The sequence below is a fragment of the Thermococcus sp. GR5 genome (assembly GCF_012027535.1).
Taxonomy (GTDB): Archaea; Methanobacteriota_B; Thermococci; order Thermococcales; family Thermococcaceae; genus Thermococcus; species Thermococcus onnurineus.
The window spans coordinates 98,154-117,789 of the sequence record NZ_SNUN01000004.1; the positions used below are offsets into that span (position 1 = coordinate 98,154).

Below are 19,636 nucleotides of genomic sequence, written 5' to 3' on the forward strand. Positions count from 1 at the left end.
ATGATGGAGATTCCAGAGAACGTTAAGAAGAGGTTGAGCATTCCCGCGGAGGAGCACTTTTACGCGGGCCACACTGCCTGCCAGGGCTGTGGTGCCTCACTCGGCCTTAGGTACGTCCTTAAGGCCTATGGGAAGAAGACAATATTCGCAATTCCAGCATGCTGTTCAACCATCATCGCTGGTCCCTGGCCATACAGCGCACTCGACGCGAACCTGTTCCACACCGCGTTCGAGACTACCGGTGCCGTCATAAGCGGAATCGAGGCTGCTCTGAAAGCCAAGGGCTACAAGGTTAAGGGTGAGGACGGCATAATGGTCGTCGGCTGGGCAGGAGATGGTGGAACCGCCGACATAGGACTCCAGGCCCTCTCGGGCTTCCTTGAGAGGGGCCACGATGCGGTCTACATCATGTACGACAACGAGGCCTATATGAACACCGGAATCCAGAGGTCGGGTTCAACACCCTACGGTGCCTGGACCACCAACACCCCCGGTGGAAAGGAGCACTTCCTCGAGAAGAGGCACAAGAAGAAGGTCATCGACATCGTCATTGCTCATGAGATACCCTATGCGGCTACCGCAAGCGTTGCCTACCCAGAAGACTTCATAAGGAAGCTCAAGAAGGCCCAGAAGACCCCAGGGCCAAGCTTCATCCAGCTCTTCGCGCCGTGTCCAACTGGCTGGCGCTCACCGACCGACAAGAGCATCGAGCTAGCCAGGTTGGCAGTCCAGACCGCCTACTTCCCGCTCTTCGAGTACGAGAACGGCAAGTACAAGATCAACATGCCGAGCACCAAGAAGGATCCCAAGCCCATTGAGGAGTTCCTCAAGCTCCAGGGCAGGTTCAAGTACATGACCAAGGAGGATATCGATATCCTCCAGCAGTGGGTCCTCCACGAGTGGGAGAAGCTCAAGAAGCTCGCCGAGATCTTCGGCTGAGCTTTCCATCTTTACCCTAAAGGTTTAAGTGTCAAGTTGACAACTCACCCGAGGTGATATACATGGCCGAGAGTCCGTTTAAGGCCGACATTGAGAGGGTTCAGAAGGAGTATAGCGAAAAGATGACCCCGGGGGCGATTGTCTACCTCCCGGGAAGCAGCGTCGTGAACAAGACTGGAAGCTGGAGAGTTTTCATGCCGGAGTTCAACAGGGACAAGTGCGTTAGGTGCTATCTCTGCTACATCTACTGTCCGGAGCCAGCCATATATCTCGACGATGAGAACTATCCGGTCTTCGACTACGACTACTGTAAGGGCTGTGGAATTTGTGCGAACGAGTGCCCGACAGAGGCAATAGTTATGGTTAGGGAGACCAAGTGAGGTGGTGAAAGATGCCGATTAGGAAGGTTATGAAGGCTAACGAGGCTGCTGCCTGGGCGGCCAAGCTGGCCAAGCCAAAGGTTATCGCAGCGTTCCCAATTACGCCCTCCACTCTCGTTCCTGAGAAAATAAGTGAGTTCGTAGCCGATGGAGAACTTGACGCAGAGTTCATCAAGGTCGAGAGCGAGCACTCAGCAATTTCTGCTTGTGTCGGTGCTTCGGCGGCAGGTGTTAGGACCTTCACCGCGACCGCTTCCCAGGGTCTCGCTTTGATGCACGAGATACTCTTCATCGCAGCAGGAATGAGGCTTCCGATAGTCATTGCCGTTGGAAACCGTGCTCTCTCAGCTCCGATCAACATCTGGAACGACTGGCAGGACACAATCAGCGAGCGCGACACCGGCTGGCTCCAGTTCTACGCCGAAAACAATCAGGAAGCCCTTGACCTCATCCTGATAGCCTTCAAGGTCGCCGAAGACGAAAGGGTTCTCCTTCCTGCAATGGTAGGCTTTGACGCGTTCATCCTGACCCACACCGTCGAGCCGGTTGAGATCCCAGACCAAGAGCTCGTCGACGAGTTCCTCGGCGAGTACATGCCAAAGCACGCCTATCTCGATCCGGCCAAGCCGATAACCCAGGGTGCACTCGGATTCCCAGCCCACTACATGGAGGCCCGCTATGGCGTCTGGGAAGCTAACGAGAACGCTAAGAAGGTCATCGATGAGGTCTTCGCCGAGTTCGAGAAGAAGTTCGGAAGGAAGTACCAGAAGATTGAAGAGTACAGGACCGAAGATGCCGACATAATCTTCGTCACCATGGGCTCCCTCGCCGGAACCCTCAAGGAGTATGTCGACATGCTCCGCGAGAAGGGCGTTAAGGTCGGTGCCGCCAAGATCACCGTTTACAGGCCATTCCCAACCGAAGAAGTCAGGGAGCTCGCAAAGAAGACAAAGGTTCTCGCGCTTCTCGAGAAGAACGTCACTTTCAGCGTCGGTGGAGCCTTATTCCAGGACTTCAGCAGGGCCTTGGTCAACGAGAGTGAGAAGCCAAAGATAGTTGACTTCATCCTCGGCCTTGGAGGCAGGGACGTCACCTTCAAGGACCTCGATGAGGCCCTAGCAATAGCGCAGAAGGCCCTCACTGGGGAGGAGTTTGAGGAAGTCAACTGGATAGGACTTAGAAAGGAGATACTGTGAGGTGAGGAAGATGGCCGTTAGGAAGCCCCCAATTACCACTCGCGAGTACTGGGCACCTGGTCACGCCGCCTGTGCTGGTTGTGGCTGTGCAGCTGCTCTCAGGCTTGCCACAAAGGCCTTCAGCGAGGCCATGGAGGAGAAGTACGGTGATCCAAACGCCTTCGCTATAGCCCAAGCCACAGGATGTATGGAAGTCGTCAGCGCCGTCTTCCCGTACACCGCCTGGAAGGCCCCGTGGATCCACGTCGCTTTCGAGAACGCCGCCGCAGTTGCGAGTGGTGTCGAGGCCGCCTGGAAGAAGGTCGGCAGGAAGGGTAAGATCCTCGCTATCGGTGGAGATGGTGGTACGGCAGACATCGGTATGCAGGCCCTCAGCGGTATGCTCGAGCGCTGGCACAACGTCGTCTACCTCATGTACGACAACGAGGCCTACATGAACACCGGAATCCAGAGGTCGAGCTCAACTCCCTACGGTGCCTGGACGACCACCTCACCGCCAGGAAAGCTCTCCATCGGTGAGGACAAGCCCAAGAAGTGGGTTGCCCTCATCGCTGCCGCCCACCAGATCCCGTACGTGGCAACCGCCAGCGTCGCTAACCCCTATGACTTCATCAAGAAGATGAAGAAGGCCGCTAAGGTCGACGGCCCGGCCTTCGTCCAGGTCCAGTGTACTTGTGTCCCAGGCTGGCGCGCCCCGCCGGAGAAGAGCATTGAGATCACTAGGCTCGCCATCGAGACCGGTGTTTGGCCGCTCTTTGAGATCGAGAACGGTGACTTCCACAACATCAAGATACAGGCACCGGGAGGAGGCGCCAAGGTCAAGCGCGAGGGTGGCAGGATCGTTGCCATCGAGTTCAAGAAGCCCATCGAAGAGTACCTCAAGCTCCAGGGCAGGTTCAAGCACCTCTTCAAGCAGCCCGAGGCCATCGACATAATGCGCGAGCAGATCAAGGCCATGTGGAAGGTTCTTGGCGTCGATGTCATCCTCCCGAAGCCGGAGGAGTGACCTCCCTCTTTCTTCTTCTACCAATTTCTGCTTTCACCTGATGATTGTTCTACAAAAATGACCCATAAGGGTCTCTTTTATAACAAAGCTTTTAAGCTCTTAGGAAAACCTAATCCGGAGGTGGTTAAAGATGACTATCAAAACTCCCCCCACCCTGAACATAGCGGGGCTGGGTGCTGACCCACTCACTCAGAGGATAAGCGAGAAGCAGAAAAAGTGGAAGTACAAAATAGCCGTTCTCAGCGGCAAGGGTGGTGTCGGGAAGAGCACCGTTGCTGTCAACCTCGCCGCCGCCCTTGCAAAGAAGGGTTACTTTGTCGGAATCCTCGACGCAGACATACACGGGCCGAACGTGGCAAAGATGCTCGGTGTAGAGAAAGCCGAGGTTCTGGCAGAGAGAATGGAAGACGGTAGATTCGAGATGATACCCCCGATGAATGACTTTCTCGGCCAGACCACGCCTATAAAGGTCATGAGCATGGGCTTCCTCGTCCCAGAGGACCAGCCGATCATCTGGCGCGGAAGCCTCGTTACCAAGGCGATTAAGCAGCTCCTCGGAGACGTCAAGTGGGGCGAGCTGGACTTCATGATAATAGACTTCCCACCGGGAACGGGCGATCAGATACTCACGGTCACCCAGACCCTCCAGCTAGACGCGGCGATAATCGTCACCACACCGCAGGAGGTCGCTTTGCTGGACACGGGCAAGGCCGTCAACATGATGAAGAAGATGGAAGTGCCTTATATAGCCGTCGTCGAGAACATGAGCTACCTCATTTGCCCGCACTGCGGCAACGAGATAGATCTCTTCGGTAAGGGTGGTGGAAGAAAGCTCGCCGAAAAAGAGGGCGTTGACTTCCTCGGGGAGATACCAATAGACCTCAAGGCAAGGGAAGCCAGTGACACTGGCATACCGATAGTCCTTTACGAGGACACCATGGCCGCCAAGGCCTTCACGGAGATAGTTGACAAGCTTATCGCCAAGCTCGAAGAGATGAAGGGCGAAGAGACCAAAGAAGAGGGCAGCGAGGAATCTAAGGAAGAGTAAAGCCTTTAAGACCTTTTTCCCCTATTCTTTATCGCGGCCGAGGCCGGCAGACGCCGTTGCCGTGAGGCCGCGCTGGGCCGGGCTACATTAACTTTTTAACCATGTTTGGGTATCTCCCTGGGAGGGATATGATGAAGCGAACCCTCGTTCTAATAACCCTCATCATCCTCATGGCTCCCCTCGTTTCTGCCGGTGAGTTGACCTATTATCCAAGCCGGGAAGCTTTTCAGGCTTTTTTGGACTCGAATTCGACTTACACTGTGGTTGCTGGGAACGAGATATGGGCAAAGGCCTGGGCGTATTATGTCGATGAAAAGCTTTCAACTGTGAAAGAGCACGGGAACGAGACGCTAGTCCTTATTGGGAATGTTTATAACAACCCCATGATTATGATCCTCTGGCCCCAGACCGGCCTTCCCGAAAACCAGTCGCTTCTGCCCGGAATCATCGTTCTCAACCACTCCGTTATCATAACCGGCTCCGAGGACAACATCTACCTGACGGAGCGTGCTTTTGAGAAGCTTTGGAATCCTCCACTCGAATCAAAGGTCGGCTTTGTGGCACTGCTCGTCATTATAGCCTGGGTCTTCTTGCTGACTCTCCGCAACGATAAGAGCCATGCCGGCAGCTTCTACAGCCTGACCCTCTCCATATTCATGCTGTGGTATCTCACTTCCCCTATTCCAAAGATGAGTGAAGTTTTTCTCGAATACTTCTTCCAGGGACTCAAATTTGCCGTTGGAGGCTCCGTGGATTCTCCGTTAGGAGCAATGTTGGGTGTACTATTCAAGATAGTTCCACCCATCGAGGAGAATCTTGTTTTTGCCCACTGGGTGCTTATCCTTCTGCTGATATCATTCTCCTTTTATATCTCGCCAAAGCGCGCCCGCGAGTTGGGCTTCATAGTCTTCGGCCTCACCTTTGCCTCGCCAATGTTCAGGGAGCATCTCCACCACATTGACTGGAGCGTCCTCGGCCTGACATCTTTCCTCATCACGCTGGCAATAATAAGCAACGTGACTTTCTCGCCGGAGATAGTAAAGGCACTGTTGCAAACGCTGGTTCTGTCTCTGTTCACCCTGCTCACGATAGCAATAAATCCGTATCTCCTCCCAATTCCCGCCATCTTTGCACTGGCCTTCCCAAAAAGGCATCTAAGAAACTATGCCTACTTACTTATGAGCGCACTCGGCGTGGCCCTCATATATACCCAATTCGGCTTTCCTGTAAACATACCCAGCCACATGACTCCGGAGTGCTGGGACTACATAGCCAAGTTCTTTTTCAATACGGCCCTGGCGATCCTGGCTATAACCTACGCAGTAATTTACAGAGAAAAAAGCATGAAAATGAGGGGCCAGACGCCCTTTCTCGCGATGTTGGCGGTCTTTTACATTCCCCTTGCGCTGTTCATCCCGGAGATACTGCCCTACTGCTTCGTAATCCTCGCATCCCTCACGGCGAGGATGCTCTATGGGCTCACTCCTCAAACTTGATGGCACCTATTACAGCACCCTTAAGGTGCGGGCCGATTTCCTTGATTATTCCCGGTGCCTGAGTGCCCTTCTTGAGTATCAGGAGTGTCTCCATCAATCCGAGCTCCTCCATGCGCTTAACATCCCTGCCGTGCCCCGTCCTTATAAGGGCCTTTTCGACGTTTTCGCTTATTGTCCCTGTCACGAAGAGCTTGTCGTAGCCGTCGCTCAGCCAGGATTTTATGCGCTTGAGCTGAGCATCGCTGAAGGCAAGCTCAACCTCTCTCGCGCCGAACTCGACTCTAGTGACCGTAACCTCAACAGGAAGGTTGTCAACCCAACCGAACTTCCTTATCATTTCCCTGACCGGCATCTTTCCAAAGGTCTCCTTGAGGTAATAGAGCGGTAGAAGGGCATCCTTAGGCTTTGGAGTGAATATTCCAATGTCAACGTAAGCCCCGTAGCCAACTTTTCCCAGGTCTATGAACCTTCCCCGGTAGGTTTTGCCTTCTTCAACTGCCTTAAGCCTGTAGGGAATCTCGCCGAACTCCTCCCTTACGAGGTTTGCTGAGATTTCCTCGTCCTCACCGTTGAGACTTACCTTGACCCACTGCTTCTTAACCGCTGAGAGCCTCCATTCAACTTCCAGATCACCGAGGAGGGCCTTGAGCTTTTTATCAAGCTTCAAAAAGCCGCTCCTGTCCCCGTAAACCTTCTCCAGAATAACTACTTCCTGCATTCTCACCATCCCCGAAGTTCATCAAACCAAACCATTCAAATCTACTTTTTCGACTTCCTCGGTTTCTTCCTAAGGCCGAGCTCGATCTCGAGCTCCTCTATGCGCCTCTTGAGCTCCTCGACGACGACGGTATTATCGTACTGCATGAGCATATTACCACATATCGGACACTGGAACTCGTACTCCATGGCCTCATCGAAGGTGAGCTTCGGATGGCCTGGAGTGCCACAGTGGTAGTAGATCTCACTTGTCTCTTCCTCGAGCATCTCCTTGAGCCTCTTAAGCTCGGCCATCTTTTTGGAGCGGATTATCTCCGGAAGTCTCTTGGTTTCGAGACGCCAGTAGTAGTAATACCAGCCGGTCTCTTTGTCCCTTATGCGCTTGAACTCTGCCAAACCCTGGTCGTAGAGCATGTAGAGGACTTTCCTGACGGTGTTGACCCGGATGCCAGTCATTTCCGCGAGCTCCTCATCCGTGGATTCCTTTTTCTTCTCGAGAGCCTTAATTACCTCAACAGCTTCCTCTCCACCCAGGTCCATAGCGAGTTCCAGGAGCTCCTTGTTCTTTCTCCTTGTCACAATAACGACCTCCAGAGAATATTTGACCACCCTGAGTTTAATCCCCAATGTTTGTCCAATAATAGACTATATGGCCTGGAGTATATATAGGTTTTTGTCATATTTCCAACGCCGATGAACAGAAAAGAACGTTGGATAAGAATCAATCGGTAAAGTACTCATCAAGCAGCTCCTTAGCGGAGGGCTTGTAAAGCTCTATTACCTCAATGTCCTCGATGACGTTGCCTTCCCTGAGTTTGAGCCTGACTTTACCACCGTAAACCTGGAGATCATCGAGCATGCCGTATATTGCGTCCTCAGCTTCCAGCGGACTTTTAAACTTCATGATATATTCTCCGCTCTGGTCAATGAGTTTAACCCAGTACTCGTTCTTCCTCTTGAATGGCCGGGTAATCTTTGGTTTAAAGTTGTCCACTACGATTTCCAAACTGAGTCACCTCCGAAATCGGGGTTCACTGCTCTCTTAACCATTTGGGGTTCAATCTTTTAAGGGTTTCTAAAAAACTTAGGTCAGGGCTAAGGCCCAGACTCGGAGGATTCACTGGACTCGAAATGGCAGCTCAAGGCCAAGTTCTTCAGCAACCTTGGCAACCTTTTCCAGAGGAATTATGGCCGTTCTTGCACCAACTTTCTGAACAGTTAGGTAAGCAAGCAACATCCCCAGTTTGGCAGCATCATTCAGCTTCCATCCATTGAGAACGCCGTATATCAACCCAGCGTCGAAGGAATCACCTGCACCGGTAGAATCGACGACCTCTGCGCTCAGCCCCTTGACTTCGCATATCTCTCCGTTTTCATTCCTAATCAATGCACCCCCTCCGTTGAGAGTTACGATAACATTTTCCGCTCGAGCTTTAGAGAGGTCGAGCTCGCCGAACTTCCTCCTGAACTCGTCTTCGTTCATTAGGAGGTAATCAACCTTCTCCTCGATTTCCCCAGGAAGATGTGCTTCCCCTATGTCCAGAGAAACTGTTATGTCCCTCTCATGTGCGAAATTAACTACCTTAACTATGACTTCAGGGGGATTTGAAGAGAGATGGATGTGCCTTGTCCTAGCAAGGTAGTCAAAATCGACATCCTTCATGAGGTTGGCGCCGGGGTACTTCACTATCCTCTTGTCCTCTCCGTGTATCATGGCAACTGCTATTCCCGATGGAGCATCGACGACTCGTATACCACCCGTGTCGACACCTATCCGTCTGAAGTAAGAAAGGTGCGCCTCACCTATCTCGTCCCTTCCAATGGCACCGAGAAAGCCCGTTTTCAGCCCAAAGTGGGCCAGCCAGGAGATCGTGTTGGCTGCTGCTCCACCCAGACCGAAAAAGGCCTTCTCGGCACTTACCTTCTCATGAAACTCCGGAAAACGCTCGACGAGCATTATGATATCGTAGTTAAGGTTGCCGATTCCTATCACGTCGAACCCATCGTCCATCACACTCACCTCTGAAAAGTAGGATATGGGTGTCCCCGTTAATAACCTTGCGGTACTCTAAGAAAGAAAATCCATAGTCCTTATGAAGGAAAAGATTTAAATATCCATTCCTACCCACATGTGAGTAAGAGGTGAACAAAAATGATGCTCATACTCGAGGCCTATTTCAAGAACTATCCTGCCAGAAGGAAGGTTGCAGAGTTCCTTTTCGAGAACGGCCTCAGCATAAAGAACGGGAAGATATATCTCAGAGACGTTGAGGTGCCAATAAGCGAGCTGGCAAGAATCATTGGCGTCAACAGGAAGATAGTCTATCACACAATAGAGTACATCGAAAAGACCTATCCACTCAAGCTTATATTCGAAAAGCTCAATCCACTGCCAAGCCTCATAGACGTCGCTCCGCTGATGGGCTGGGAAGTGCTCGAGATAGAGCTGGAAAAGGACGCTTATTTAACTGGATTTTCAAAGGTTCTAAAGTTACTAGCGGAGAACAAAGTCCCAGTAATGGAGGTCTTCAGCAGGAACCTCCGCGAGGAGCCGAGCAAGCTCTACATAGTCATCGACGGAACGCTACCCGTAGAGGTCTTCATGAAGGTCAAGGAAATGGAGGGCTTCAAGAAACTCATCCTCCACACGCCGGAAAAGGACAAGGAAAAGTTCGTCTGCAACTACTGTGAGGTCAAGTACTGTCCCAAGAGGGTGCTCCTCGAGAGAGTCGAGGTCAGCCAGTGACCTCGAAGCCTTCCAGCCCTTCAGGTTCTTCCCATTTTACCTCCACTCTGGTTACCCTCGCCAGAGAGGGTCCCTGGTGGGCCCAGCCTATTAGAGCCTCAACCCTCTCGGGATCGCCCTCCACTACAGCCTCCACGGTTCCATCGGGCAGATTCCTAACCCACCCACTCACGCCCAGCTTTCTCGCTTCCCTCTGCATGCTCCATCTAAAACCAACTCCTTGAACGCGGCCGTAGATTTTAAGGTGTGCCCGCACCCGCTCCATACCACATCCCAACGATACTAACCCCACAACTGATTTAAGCTTATCCGTCGAAAGTTCACTAGGAGGTGAGATAATGGAAATGATACTCGTTTACACTACATTTCCGGATTGGGAGAGCGCCGAAAAGACTGTTAAAACTTTACTCGAGAAGAAGCTCATTGCCTGTGCCAATCTTAGGGAGCACAAAGCATTTTACTGGTGGGAAGGAAAAATCGAAGAAGATAATGAAGTCGGCGCGCTCCTCAAGACGGACGTGAGCAAGTGGAAAGAGCTACGGGAGACGATAAAGGAACTCCACCCCTACACCGTGCCGCTAATAGCAAGGATAGACGTCGACAAGGTGAACGGGGAGTACGCGAAATGGCTCGAAGAAGTTCTGGGGCAATAAGGAAGGTGAAGCCCCAGATTAGGGTTGTAGGTTTTGACGACGGAACTTTCTCCTTTTCTTCAAAACTAGAGAGGGAAAAGACGATTCTAATCGGCGTCATCATGAAGGGCTCTCAGGAGGTAGTCGGCGTTCTCTCGCGTTGGATAACCGTCGATGGGCGAGATGCAACGAACGCAATGATAGACGCCGTTAAGAGCTCACGCTTCAGGGATTTGAGGGTCATCATGCTCAAGGGGATAACCTACGCGGGCTTTAACGTTGTGGATTTGGAGATGCTCCACCGGAAGACGGGACTTCCAGTGATAGTTGTCGTCAGGAAGAAGCCAGACTTGAGAGCCATGGAGAAAGCTCTAAGGAAGCACTTTTCTGATGCTGGGGAGAGGATAACCCTACTAAGAAAAGCGCCACCTCTGGTGGAACTAATCCCCGGAAGGCTCTATCTCCAGGCGGTCGGCCTTGACTACGAAAGGGCTGCTGAGGTAGTCAGAGTAGCCACGAAAACCGGGCTCACTCCAGAGCCCCTTAGACTGGCCCACATGATGGCCAGTGCCGTGATGAGGGGCGAGAGTACAAGGGAGTAGGTTTATAAGCCGGGAGGAAAAGGAAAAATCGACCGATGATGGCAACAGGGTAGCTACCGAAACTTGATGTGGAAGCCGTTCCAGTCTGAGGTCTCATTCGCACGGAACCAGGAGCACCGGGATTTTTGAATCTCTTATAACCCTCTCCGCCGTGCTCCCAAGGAGTAGATCCTTTATGAAGCTCCTTCCCTTCTTGCCAATAACTATAAGTGTGGCCCCCTTTGCCAGGGAGGTTCCTATTATGGCCTGAGAGGCAGGACCCACGAGAACCTCAAGTTCAAACGGCGCCTTTATTCCCTTGGCCGACTTCTCGAGGTTCTTCTTGGCAACATCTATGTTGTGTTCGAGCTCTTCGACCTTACCGTAATCAACGGAGTGAAGGAGTATACCCTTATCCACGAGTTCCTCGAACCCCTTGACGATCTTTATTATCCTTATTGAGCACTTGGAGAAGTCCAGCGAAACGAGAGGACGCTTAAAGATTTCGGTACAGTCGACGGACAGCTCGAATTTATCGTCGCTCTTCAGGTACTTAAGGAGGAGAACCGGTCTTTTGGTGGCTCTGGCGAGGTTCGATGCAGTGCTGCCAACGAACATTGTTCTCCAGATATTCTCGCCCATGCTCGGAATAACTACGAGATCAATATCGTTCTCCTCGGCCACCTCCGCGATCTCTATCGAGGGAATACTTATCCTCACAATTGGATTTACCTTCACCCCTTTCGTCTCCAGCTCTCTAGCGAGCCCCTCCAGCTTTTCGCGGTAAATGTCTTCCAGCTCGAAGGCCTCAAACTCGGCAACAGTTATGTCAACGACATGAATTAAGTGGAGCTCCCTGACTCCCAAAGGGAGCAGCCTGGGAATACAGTTCCGCAGAGCGTGGAGCGAAACGTCGGAAAAATCCGTTGGGTACAGAATCTTCTCAAACATTTAGGTCACCTTAGTATCATATTGTTCATCAATGTTTATTACAGTTGCTCATGGATTGGAAAGGATTATAACGCTCAGAGCGAATTTTGAGCGGTGATACTCATGGCCAAGAGAGTCCACATCTTTGACTGGCATAAGAAAAATGCTAAGAAGGTTGAGGAATTCGCCGGATGGGAGATGCCTATCTGGTACTCGAGCATAAAGGATGAACACCTCGCCGTCAGAAATGGCGTTGCCATCTTCGATGTCTCGCACATGGGGGAGTTCATTTTCAAGGGTAAGGACGCGCTGGAGTTCCTCCAGTACGTTACTACCAATGACATAAGCAAGCCCCCCGCGATAAGTGGAACCTACACCCTCGTCCTTAACGAGCGCGGAGCTGTGAAAGACGAGACCCTTGTCTTCAACATGGGGAATGACACCTATATGATGGTCTGTGACAGCGATGCATTCGAGAAGCTCGAAGCCTGGTTCAACGCGATAAAGCGCGGAATAGAGAAGTTCGGGGAGCTCGACCTTGAGATTGAGAACAAGACCTACGACATGGCAATGTTCTCCATTCAGGGACCAAAGGCAAGGGATCTGGCAAAGGATCTCTTCGACATCGACATCAACGACCTCTGGTGGTTCCAGGCCAAGGAAGTCGAACTCGACGGCATAAAGATGCTCCTCTCAAGGAGTGGCTACACCGGCGAAAACGGCTTTGAAGTCTACTTCGAGGACGCCAATCCATACCACCCCGATCCAGAGAAGAGAGGCGAGCCCGAGAAGGCCCTCCACGTCTGGAAGACAATACTCGAAGCCGGCGAGAAGTACGGCATTAAGCCTGCCGGACTCGGCGCCCGTGACACCCTCAGGCTTGAGGCTGGCTACACACTGTACGGCAACGAGACCAAGGAGCTTCAGCTCCTCAGTACCGACATCGACGAAGTTACCCCACTCCAAGCAAACCTTGACTTCGCCATATTCTGGGACAAGGAGTTCATCGGAAAGGAGGCTCTGCTCAAGCAGAGGGAGCGCGGCATTCCGAGGAAGCTCGTCCACTTCAAGATGATCGACAAGGGCATCCCAAGGGAGGGCTACAAGGTCTACGCCAACGGCGAGCTTATCGGCGAGGTCACGAGCGGAACCAGCTCACCTCTCCTCGGCATTGGAATAGGCATTGCCTTCGTTAAGACGGAGTATGCCAAACCTGGCGTCGAAATAGAGGTTGAGATAAGGGGCAAGCCCAAGAAAGCCGTAACCGTTGCTCCCCCGTTCTATGACCCCAAGAAGTACGGCGCCTTCAGGGAGGAGTGAGGTTTTTATTCCCTTTTCCCACATCTTTCCCCATGTCTAAAAAGCACGCGATCGGAGCCGTTCTCCTCTGGTCAACGGTTGCATCTGCCTTCAAGCTCTCGCTCGGGTATCTAACTCCACTTCAGCTGGTCTTCTACGCCTCGCTAACTTCATTGTTCGTCTTTGGCGTTCTCTATGCCAAAAATTTCTCACCGAGGAGGGAGAACCTTCGTTCGGCCTATCTCGGGCTGATTAATCCACTTATTTACTACACGGTACTCTTCTCGGCCTACGACCGCCTGTCGGCCCAGGAGGCACAGGCCCTTAACTACACGTGGCCGCTGATGCTGGTTGTCCTCTCTATCCCCATCCTCGGAAAGAGGCCCAGTGCCAGGACAATAGCTGGCTTGTTCCTCGGCTTCCTCGGGGTCCTCGTCGTTGCAACTAAAGGGAACCTGGCCGAACTGAACTTCACAGACCCGGTAGGTGTTGCATTGGGCCTCGGGAGCGCTGTGATATGGGCATCTTACTGGATACTGAACCTCCGCGACGAGAGGTCCCCAGTTGAGAAGATGTTCTGGAACTTCCTTTTCGGCTTCATCTATGTAGCGACAGCAACTTTCCTCACCGGAAGCCTCGCCCTCCCAGAACCAGAGGCTCTGGCTGGAGCTATTTACGTCGGCCTCTTCGAGATGGGTCTGACCTTCCTGCTCTGGTACAGAGCCGTGGAGAACGATATTGCCTTTGCCTCAAACCTGGCCTATATTGTCCCCTTCCTCTCGTTAGTCTTCATATCGGTGGTCGTGGGCGAGAGCATAGCTCCATCAACGGTTATGGGACTGGCGATGATAGTTGGCGGAATCGTTATTGGAAGAGAATAGCACAAAACTTATAAACCTCCCTTAGCTAAGGTTAAGCCGGATGGGGGCGTGGTGTAGCCTGGTCCATCATCGCGGGCTCCAGAGGTATGAGGACTTGCGGGTTTGCTGATTGGGGATGAGCCTTTGGAGCTCTGACCCGGAGAAACCCGCGGACCGGGGTTCAAATCCCCGCGCCCCCACCATTTCTGGAAAACTTCTTCCGAGAGTCTAACGCACACTGTCTCTTTTGATAAATCCTTGCGTTTGTGAGCCCTTGCCTTTTTTATAGACATAGCACGGAGAAGTGACTGATGAAGATGCTCTGAAGCAGCTAGTAACCCCGACAGCTAGCTAGTACCAACGGAAGTTTTATTAACTTTGACTTACAAAAACATGATTAAGGTGATGCTATGGAGGAATCGATTCTCATCGGAAAGGACAAGTTCAAGATAAGCGAAGACGAGACTGCCAGGAGAGAACTCAGGGTTGTTAAGGTTCACGACGATGCCATCCAGATCCAGGAGGAAGTCCATGGCATCATAGCCCTCGTTGGCGCGAGCTCCAGCGTCAACATCAAGAAGGAAGAGCTCAAAAACCTCATCAAAGTCGCCAAAGAGAAGTTTGGCTGGACCGACATCTGCGAATGAAAGCTCTTCTTTTTTCATTACCCTTTTGCCGAGTTCTTGTGTATCATCGACGGTGATATTAACGTTTTATAAGCATAAAAGTGATTAAAGCCATCGAGGTGATTGCCATGGCCATTGGAGAGAAAATAACGATCAGTGTTATAAAGGCCGACATAGGTGGATGGCCTGGACATTCCAGGGTTCATCCTCAGCTTATTGAAGCGGCTGAAGAAGTTCTGGCGAAGGCAAAAGAAGAAGGCACTATAATCGACTTCTACGTGGCTTACGCTGGTGATGATCTCCAGCTCATCATGACTCACAAGAAGGGTGTCGACAGCCCGGATATACACGGGCTCGCATGGAAGGCTTTCGAGGAGGCCACCGAGATCGCCAAAGAGTTCGGCCTTTACGGTGCCGGCCAAGACCTTCTCAAGGACGCTTTCAGCGGCAACATCAGAGGAATGGGTCCTGGCATTGCCGAGATGGAGATTACGCTTAGGAAGAGCGAGCCGATAGTTACATTCCACATGGACAAAACCGAGCCCGGTGCGTTTAACCTGCCGATATTCAGGATGTTTGCAGATCCGTTCAACACCGCGGGCCTTGTCATAGACCCCAACATGCACATGGGCTTCAGGTTTGAAGTTTGGGACATTAAGGAGCACAAGCGTGTTATCCTTAACACTCCAGAGGAAATTTACGACCTCTTAGCTCTCATCGGCGCCAAGAGCCGCTACGTCATCAAGAGGGTCTACCCGAAAGAGGGCCACAAGATAAGCAAGGACGAACCGGTAGCTGTTATCAGCACGGAGAAGCTCTACGAGATAGCCGGCGAGTACGTCGGCAAGGATGACCCAGTTGCCATTGTCAGGGCCCAGAGCGGACTTCCGGCCCTTGGAGAGGTCCTCGAGCCCTTTGCCTTCCCGCACCTCGTCAGCGGCTGGATGCGCGGAAGCCACAACGGACCGATAATGCCAGTCCCAATGCATCAGGCCAATCCGACTAGGTTTGACGGTCCACCAAGGGTTGTTGCCCTTGGCTGGCAGATAAGCCCAGAAGGAAAGCTCGTCGGCCCGGTTGACCTCTTCGACGACCCGGCCTTTGACTACGCCAGGCAGAAGGCTCTCGAGATAACCGAGTACATACGCAGGCACGGGCCTTTCGAGCCCCACAGGCTGCCGCTCGAAGATATGGAGTATACTACTCTTCCGGGAGTCCTCAAGAAGCTTGAGGAGCGCTTTGAGGACATTGAGTGAGCTTTTCTTCTATTATCTCTTCTAAATTTACTACAAAAACCCCCAGCGAACAGTTTTTATACCCCAAACATTCTACTTTCTTGATAGGGTTGGCGGAAGCCTTAAATATTCCCCATATCAAAACTAACACTCAGAGTGATACAAAGAGGTGAGAGTATGAAGTTCACGGTTCTCAGGCTTAACCTGAGTGAAAATAAAGTGGAGAGCGAGGAGCTGGAAAAAGAAGGAATCTATGGAGTTATCGACTATGGACTCGAGCTCCACGAGAGCCTTAGAACTTATGGGCTCAAGCCATATGACCCAGAAAATGTTGTCGTGATGGGAATGGGACCCTTTGCAGGCTCGACACTTCCCGGGTCTCACAGGCTAATGTTCTTCTTCCGTTCACCGCTCTATGGAACACTCTTTCCTTCGGCCATGGGTGGAGCGGCCTACGCCTTCAAGAACGTTGGGGTCGACTTCGTCACCTTCGAAGGCAAAGCAGAGAAGCCCGTTGTGGTACTCCTCTACAACGACGGCAAAAACGTCAAAGTCGAGCTTCACGAGATCGAGATTGATAAGGTCATCGAAATCTGGCGCGGCTACAATGAAGAAGAGGGTGTCTATGCTCTCACCCAGTATCTCATTGACACCTTCGGAGAGAGGTTTCAGGACATGGAGTACAGAATAGCAGTCGTCGGTCCAGCAGCCCTGAACACCAACTACGGCGCTATATTCTCTCAAGCGTTGAGAAACGGTAAGAGACTCGTTGGAAGCGAGGACTGGGCCGCTCGCGGTGGTTCTGGAAGCGTTCTCCTCAGGGCACACAACGTGGTCGGCATAATCTTCGGAGGAAAGCCAAAGAAGAAGGCCTTCCCAGAAGAAGACATCTCCAACTTCAAGACCGCCAAGACCATCGTTGAGGGCGTCCACAAGAAGCCATACAACGAGATTATCAGCGAGAAAACAACGAAATACCGCTTTAATCCGAAGCTCAACACCGGTGGAACCTTCGGTGGAAACTATCCCGCGGAAGGCGACTTCGTCCCGATACTCAACTGGCAGATGCCGTACATACCGAAAGAGGAGCGCATAAGGATCCATGAAAACATCATGAAGCACTACTGGGAGCCCTTTAACGAGGAAGCCATCAAGCCTAAGAACTGGACGACCTGTGGTGAACCGTGCCCGGTGGTCTGTAAGAAGCACAGAAGGGGCCACCACGTCGAATACGAGCCCTACGAAGCCAACGGCCCGCTCAGCGGAAGCATAAGCCTTAGGGCAAGCGACATAAGCGTCCACGCCGTTGATGCCATGGGCTTCGACGCGATTGAGTTCGGCGGGACAGCAGCGTGGGTACTTGAACTGGTCCACCGCGGTCTGCTAAAGCCGGAGGAGGTTGGCATCAGTGGAAAGCCCGAGTTCACCAAGGAGGCCCTCCTTGAGCGCCCGATCGAGGCGAGTGAGGTCAATGCTAAGCTCGTAGCCGAGTTAGCGCACCGCGTTGCCTTTGCCGAAAATGAGCTAGCGAGGATAATTGGCTTCGGCAAGAGAAAGGCAAGCAAGATACTCGACGAAAAGTTCAAGGACAGGCTCAAGTACGGTGAGAGCTTCAGGGACTACGCGGTCTTCACACCGCTCGGCGAGGACGGCGAGATAACGCCAACGATGTACTGGGCCATAGGCAACTACATCCCGATGCCTATTCAGGGAAGGTACTGGACGTTCTACCAGTTCGGCGTCTTCCTAGAGCCGGACGAGCTGGCGGGCAAGATAATAGCGAGCGCACTCTGGGAGTTCTGGTACGACAACGTTGGCTGGTGCCGCTTCCACAGGGGATGGATGAAGCCTGTCCTTAAGGCGCTCTTCATGGACGCCTACGGAGAGAACGTCGACATGGAGGAGCACGCGAAGAAGCAGATAAAGCGCCTCATTGAGTTCGCAAAGAAGGCAGGATATATTCCAGTATTCTGGGACAGCATGCGCGTCATCGACCTCGTCGCTGCCGGCAGCGAGGAGTTCGGCAACGAACACTGGGCCGAGAAGTTCAAGATAGACAAAGTCGGAACGGCGAAAGAATACCTCGAAAAGGTGCTCAATGCGTACAGCGAGATGCTTGGTGTGGAGTGGAGGCTCTGACCTTTCATTTTCATCTATTTGTGAAGAAAGACGATTGTCAGCCTTCTATCCCTGTAAACAGGTTTAAATCCAAAAATGTTGGAAAAACAAAAACGTGGGTGGCTAACTATAACCGAGAAGCCTAAGGATATCGAGCGCTAAAAACGTTGCTATCGGATCCCCCTGCTTGGGATTCTCGTAGGGAGCGTAGGAGAAAAAACCGTAGGGACACTTTCTCCGCTCAAGGGCCTTTACTATCTCTTCTTTGCCTTCAACTTTGGTCCCCATTAAATTTAGAGCCAGCAGCGCGTATCTAGTTATTGGCAGGGACCACCACAAGGCGCCGTTTCTGTTGGATTCAATAAACTTCACTGTCTTTCCATCCCTGTAACCGTACCCAAGCTCGTTGAGGATTAAAACTGAGTAAAGCGTTGTTTCGAGCCTAACAATTTTTATTTTGGATATTTTGCTGCCAAATCCACCATCATCATCCCTCAAGTCCAAAACGAAGGAGGTTACAGTTTCTTTCCATGATTCGTCGATTTCAATGCCCAGTTCCCTACTCGTTACAAGCAGATAGTATACATCCTTGAGGAGATAGTGGTTGTGATAAACAGCGGACAGATTCAGGTTGGTGATGAAGTTCTGCAAGCGGGGCTTTACAATCTTCTTAAGATTCTCATTGGGGACACCTAATACCCGTAAGGCTCTGTACTCTGCCCATATTGCACTCGGTTTGTCTTCGTCTGAAAGCTCTGAGAGCAGGTAGTCCTTGACTTTCTCCTCTCTTGGCACTGTAGAGTTCAGAAGTCCAAGGGTCATCACCGAGAAAGCTGTGTCCAACGGGTTCGGTATTATACTGTACGGAATCTCTATGAAACCTCCCAAGGGACTCTCCAAAGACCGCAAGTAACGCACCGTGTCTGTCCCGACTTCTCCCCCAAGATATGTTATCGCTTCCACTGCCCAGTGGGTAGTGTCGATGTACCCCCTTTTGGCCCCATTCGTATCGGAGTACGAACCATCTGAGCACTTGTATTTGGAAATATCGGCCAATATTTCTCTCCTGAGTGTCTCGTTTTTGATGTTTTCTTCCTTCATAAAGCGCGCAAGAGTGTGAAGATCATAAAAGCCAAGGTTATTTACCTCACGGGATGCATCATCAAACACTGTTCTCGCCAGCTCATGCATTCTGGTGTAATTTGGTATCTCCGCAGGGGAATAGCCGGACATCACGAGAAGCTCCCTGAGCTGAAGAAAGTTCCACACAAAATTTAAGGAGTGCTCCTGCTTCAGGGAGAGCCAGAGGGACATGGAAACGTTCTTCGCAAGGGGGGAGTTCAGTAAAATAAGGCTTTTTGCATGCAAGAAAGTCTCGTTTGACTTCTTCATATCTTCAAGGATGAAGTTTTCAATGGTTTCCCTGCTTCCCAGACTCAAATTAAACTCCTTGAGGAGCGTTAACAGGTAATAGACATCAACAACGGAAAAATAATCCTGCCTGTTGTAGATCTCCCCCTCGTAGTCCTTCAAAAATTCCCGGGTTTTCTGGGGATGCGCAGGGCTCAGGTTCAGTAGAGCCAACGTCAGAACCCCGTGGTACGTCGCGTACAGGGTGGGGAGTATCGTAAAAGACACGTCACCATCCCAGCCACCCGTAACCGGATCCTGGGCAAGTTCAAGGCGTCTTACCGTCCAGTTCCCCCAGGAAGGGCTTATCACTCCCTGAGCGGTCGGTTTTTCAGTGTGGGGGACTTTTGTTAAGGCCACAATAGCCGCGACGCTCAATAAAATCAAGAGAGAGGAGAGAATTTTTTTTCTCATTGT

22 protein-coding genes and 1 tRNA gene are annotated in these 19,636 nt (G+C 51.8%); 16 read left to right on the plus strand and 7 right to left on the minus strand.

Going from position 1 to position 19,636, the window contains the following annotated elements; translation table 11 throughout:
- Positions 1-3: 3 nt before the first annotated feature.
- The 6 genes from E3E33_RS05300 (at position 4) to E3E33_RS05325 (ending at position 6,065) form a co-directional block, all read left to right on the plus strand.
- Positions 4-939, plus strand: a complete 936-nt coding sequence (locus E3E33_RS05300; protein ID WP_012572441.1) for a 3-methyl-2-oxobutanoate dehydrogenase subunit beta — start codon at positions 4-6, stop codon at positions 937-939.
- A gap of 62 nt (positions 940-1,001) precedes the next feature.
- A complete protein-coding gene (porD, locus tag E3E33_RS05305) occupies positions 1,002-1,319 on the plus strand; it encodes a pyruvate synthase subunit PorD (RefSeq protein ID WP_012572442.1) in 318 nt (105 codons plus the stop codon).
- A gap of 11 nt (positions 1,320-1,330) precedes the next feature.
- Entirely contained in the window at positions 1,331-2,515 is a 1,185-nt protein-coding gene (gene porA, locus E3E33_RS05310) for a pyruvate synthase subunit PorA (RefSeq protein ID WP_012572443.1), read from the plus strand.
- Between the two features lie 10 nt (positions 2,516-2,525).
- Entirely contained in the window at positions 2,526-3,521 is a 996-nt protein-coding gene (gene porB, locus E3E33_RS05315; RefSeq protein ID WP_012572444.1) for a pyruvate synthase subunit PorB, read from the plus strand.
- A gap of 130 nt (positions 3,522-3,651) precedes the next feature.
- Positions 3,652-4,569, plus strand: a complete 918-nt coding sequence (locus E3E33_RS05320) for an Mrp/NBP35 family ATP-binding protein (RefSeq protein ID WP_167710901.1) — start codon at positions 3,652-3,654, stop codon at positions 4,567-4,569.
- Positions 4,570-4,697: 128 nt separating this feature from the next.
- Complete coding sequence (locus E3E33_RS05325) at positions 4,698-6,065, plus strand: hypothetical protein (protein ID WP_240912027.1); 1,368 nt, start codon at positions 4,698-4,700, stop codon at positions 6,063-6,065.
- Here E3E33_RS05325 and E3E33_RS05330 read toward each other — a convergent pair.
- The 4 genes from E3E33_RS05330 to E3E33_RS05345 all read right to left on the minus strand — a co-directional run bounded on the left by E3E33_RS05330 (position 6,049) and on the right by E3E33_RS05345 (position 8,793).
- Positions 6,049-6,783 carry a DUF2110 family protein gene (locus E3E33_RS05330; RefSeq protein ID WP_167710962.1) on the minus strand — a complete coding sequence of 245 codons (735 nt, stop codon included), beginning with the start codon at positions 6,781-6,783 and terminating at the stop codon, positions 6,049-6,051. The two genes, E3E33_RS05325 and E3E33_RS05330, sit on opposite strands and share 17 nt — an antisense overlap.
- Positions 6,784-6,824: 41 nt before the next feature.
- Positions 6,825-7,361: a transcription factor E gene (tfe, locus tag E3E33_RS05335; RefSeq protein WP_012572448.1), complete on the minus strand. Its 537-nt coding sequence runs from the start codon at positions 7,359-7,361 to the stop codon at positions 6,825-6,827.
- A 142-nt stretch (positions 7,362-7,503) separates the two neighbouring features.
- A complete protein-coding gene (locus E3E33_RS05340) occupies positions 7,504-7,788 on the minus strand; it encodes a hypothetical protein (protein WP_012572449.1) in 285 nt (94 codons plus the stop codon).
- A gap of 111 nt (positions 7,789-7,899) precedes the next feature.
- Positions 7,900-8,793 (minus strand): ADP-dependent ribose-1-phosphate kinase, encoded by an 894-nt coding sequence (locus E3E33_RS05345; protein ID WP_167710903.1) that lies wholly within the window; start codon positions 8,791-8,793, stop codon positions 7,900-7,902.
- A 141-nt stretch (positions 8,794-8,934) separates the two neighbouring features.
- On the opposite strand from E3E33_RS05345, the gene E3E33_RS05350 reads away from it, so the two are divergent.
- Positions 8,935-9,528, plus strand: a complete 594-nt coding sequence (locus E3E33_RS05350; protein ID WP_012572451.1) for a hypothetical protein — start codon at positions 8,935-8,937, stop codon at positions 9,526-9,528.
- Here E3E33_RS05350 and E3E33_RS05355 read toward each other — a convergent pair.
- Positions 9,518-9,793, minus strand: a complete 276-nt coding sequence (locus tag E3E33_RS05355) for an acylphosphatase (RefSeq protein ID WP_012572452.1) — start codon at positions 9,791-9,793, stop codon at positions 9,518-9,520. The genes E3E33_RS05350 and E3E33_RS05355 overlap by 11 nt on opposite strands.
- A gap of 73 nt (positions 9,794-9,866) precedes the next feature.
- Between E3E33_RS05355 and cutA the strand changes: the two genes are divergently transcribed.
- Both cutA and E3E33_RS05365 read left to right on the plus strand, forming a co-directional pair.
- Positions 9,867-10,181, plus strand: a complete 315-nt coding sequence (cutA, locus tag E3E33_RS05360) for a divalent-cation tolerance protein CutA (protein WP_012572453.1) — start codon at positions 9,867-9,869, stop codon at positions 10,179-10,181.
- A complete protein-coding gene (locus E3E33_RS05365; protein ID WP_167710904.1) occupies positions 10,154-10,762 on the plus strand; it encodes a DUF99 family protein in 609 nt (202 codons plus the stop codon). Before cutA ends, E3E33_RS05365 begins: the two co-directional genes overlap by 28 nt.
- A gap of 93 nt (positions 10,763-10,855) precedes the next feature.
- Here the strand turns inward: E3E33_RS05365 and E3E33_RS10965 are convergent, their stop codons facing one another.
- Positions 10,856-11,692, minus strand: a complete 837-nt coding sequence (locus E3E33_RS10965) for a universal stress protein (protein WP_167710905.1) — start codon at positions 11,690-11,692, stop codon at positions 10,856-10,858.
- Here E3E33_RS10965 and E3E33_RS11125 point away from each other — a divergent pair.
- From E3E33_RS11125 to gor, 7 genes are all read left to right on the plus strand, one after another.
- Positions 11,642-11,782 carry a hypothetical protein gene (locus E3E33_RS11125; RefSeq protein WP_167710906.1) on the plus strand — a complete coding sequence of 47 codons (141 nt, stop codon included), beginning with the start codon at positions 11,642-11,644 and terminating at the stop codon, positions 11,780-11,782. The genes E3E33_RS10965 and E3E33_RS11125 overlap by 51 nt on opposite strands.
- 12 nt (positions 11,783-11,794) lie before the next feature.
- Positions 11,795-12,991: a glycine cleavage system aminomethyltransferase GcvT gene (gene gcvT / locus E3E33_RS05380; protein WP_167710963.1), complete on the plus strand. Its 1,197-nt coding sequence runs from the start codon at positions 11,795-11,797 to the stop codon at positions 12,989-12,991.
- Positions 12,992-13,023: 32 nt separating this feature from the next.
- Positions 13,024-13,851, plus strand: coding sequence for a DMT family transporter (locus E3E33_RS05385; RefSeq protein WP_167710907.1), 828 nt, complete (start codon positions 13,024-13,026; stop codon positions 13,849-13,851).
- Between the two features lie 42 nt (positions 13,852-13,893).
- Positions 13,894-14,033: transfer RNA gene (locus E3E33_RS05390), tRNA-Trp, on the plus strand.
- Between the two features lie 207 nt (positions 14,034-14,240).
- Positions 14,241-14,477, plus strand: a complete 237-nt coding sequence (locus tag E3E33_RS05395; protein ID WP_012572458.1) for a hypothetical protein — start codon at positions 14,241-14,243, stop codon at positions 14,475-14,477.
- Between the two features lie 107 nt (positions 14,478-14,584).
- On the plus strand, positions 14,585-15,712 hold the full coding sequence (fbp, locus tag E3E33_RS05400) for a fructose-1,6-bisphosphate aldolase/phosphatase (RefSeq protein ID WP_012572459.1): 1,128 nt from the start codon (positions 14,585-14,587) through the stop codon (positions 15,710-15,712).
- 156 nt (positions 15,713-15,868) lie between these two features.
- Positions 15,869-17,830, plus strand: coding sequence for a glyceraldehyde-3-phosphate:ferredoxin oxidoreductase (gene gor, locus E3E33_RS05405; RefSeq protein WP_167710908.1), 1,962 nt, complete (start codon positions 15,869-15,871; stop codon positions 17,828-17,830).
- A 102-nt stretch (positions 17,831-17,932) separates the two neighbouring features.
- On the opposite strand, the gene E3E33_RS05410 is transcribed toward gor, so the two are convergent.
- On the minus strand, positions 17,933-19,633 hold the full coding sequence (locus E3E33_RS05410) for a hypothetical protein (protein WP_167710909.1): 1,701 nt from the start codon (positions 19,631-19,633) through the stop codon (positions 17,933-17,935).
- Positions 19,634-19,636 lie beyond the last annotated feature (3 nt).

Excerpts from the sequence above, each read along its gene's own strand:
- E3E33_RS05300 (WP_012572441.1), top strand. The coding sequence starts at position 4 with ATGGAGATTCCAGAGAACGTTAAGAAGAGGTTGAGCATTCCCGCGGAG.
- porD (WP_012572442.1), top strand. The coding sequence starts at position 1,002 with ATGGCCGAGAGTCCGTTTAAGGCCGACATTGAGAGGGTTCAGAAGGAG.
- porA (WP_012572443.1), top strand. The coding sequence starts at position 1,331 with ATGCCGATTAGGAAGGTTATGAAGGCTAACGAGGCTGCTGCCTGGGCG.
- porB (WP_012572444.1), top strand. The coding sequence starts at position 2,526 with ATGGCCGTTAGGAAGCCCCCAATTACCACTCGCGAGTACTGGGCACCT.
- E3E33_RS05320 (WP_167710901.1), top strand. The coding sequence starts at position 3,652 with ATGACTATCAAAACTCCCCCCACCCTGAACATAGCGGGGCTGGGTGCT.
- E3E33_RS05325 (WP_240912027.1), top strand. The coding sequence starts at position 4,698 with ATGATGAAGCGAACCCTCGTTCTAATAACCCTCATCATCCTCATGGCT.
- E3E33_RS05330 (WP_167710962.1), bottom strand. The coding sequence starts at position 6,783 with ATGCAGGAAGTAGTTATTCTGGAGAAGGTTTACGGGGACAGGAGCGGC.
- E3E33_RS05345 (WP_167710903.1), bottom strand. The coding sequence starts at position 8,793 with ATGGACGATGGGTTCGACGTGATAGGAATCGGCAACCTTAACTACGAT.
- E3E33_RS05350 (WP_012572451.1), top strand. The coding sequence starts at position 8,935 with ATGATGCTCATACTCGAGGCCTATTTCAAGAACTATCCTGCCAGAAGG.
- E3E33_RS05355 (WP_012572452.1), bottom strand. The coding sequence starts at position 9,793 with ATGGAGCGGGTGCGGGCACACCTTAAAATCTACGGCCGCGTTCAAGGA.
- cutA (WP_012572453.1), top strand. The coding sequence starts at position 9,867 with ATGGAAATGATACTCGTTTACACTACATTTCCGGATTGGGAGAGCGCC.
- E3E33_RS05365 (WP_167710904.1), top strand. The coding sequence starts at position 10,154 with ATGGCTCGAAGAAGTTCTGGGGCAATAAGGAAGGTGAAGCCCCAGATT.
- E3E33_RS10965 (WP_167710905.1), bottom strand. The coding sequence starts at position 11,692 with ATGTTTGAGAAGATTCTGTACCCAACGGATTTTTCCGACGTTTCGCTC.
- gcvT (WP_167710963.1), top strand. The coding sequence starts at position 11,795 with ATGGCCAAGAGAGTCCACATCTTTGACTGGCATAAGAAAAATGCTAAG.
- E3E33_RS05385 (WP_167710907.1), top strand. The coding sequence starts at position 13,024 with ATGTCTAAAAAGCACGCGATCGGAGCCGTTCTCCTCTGGTCAACGGTT.
- E3E33_RS05395 (WP_012572458.1), top strand. The coding sequence starts at position 14,241 with ATGGAGGAATCGATTCTCATCGGAAAGGACAAGTTCAAGATAAGCGAA.
- fbp (WP_012572459.1), top strand. The coding sequence starts at position 14,585 with ATGGCCATTGGAGAGAAAATAACGATCAGTGTTATAAAGGCCGACATA.
- gor (WP_167710908.1), top strand. The coding sequence starts at position 15,869 with ATGAAGTTCACGGTTCTCAGGCTTAACCTGAGTGAAAATAAAGTGGAG.
- E3E33_RS05410 (WP_167710909.1), bottom strand. The coding sequence starts at position 19,633 with ATGAGAAAAAAAATTCTCTCCTCTCTCTTGATTTTATTGAGCGTCGCG.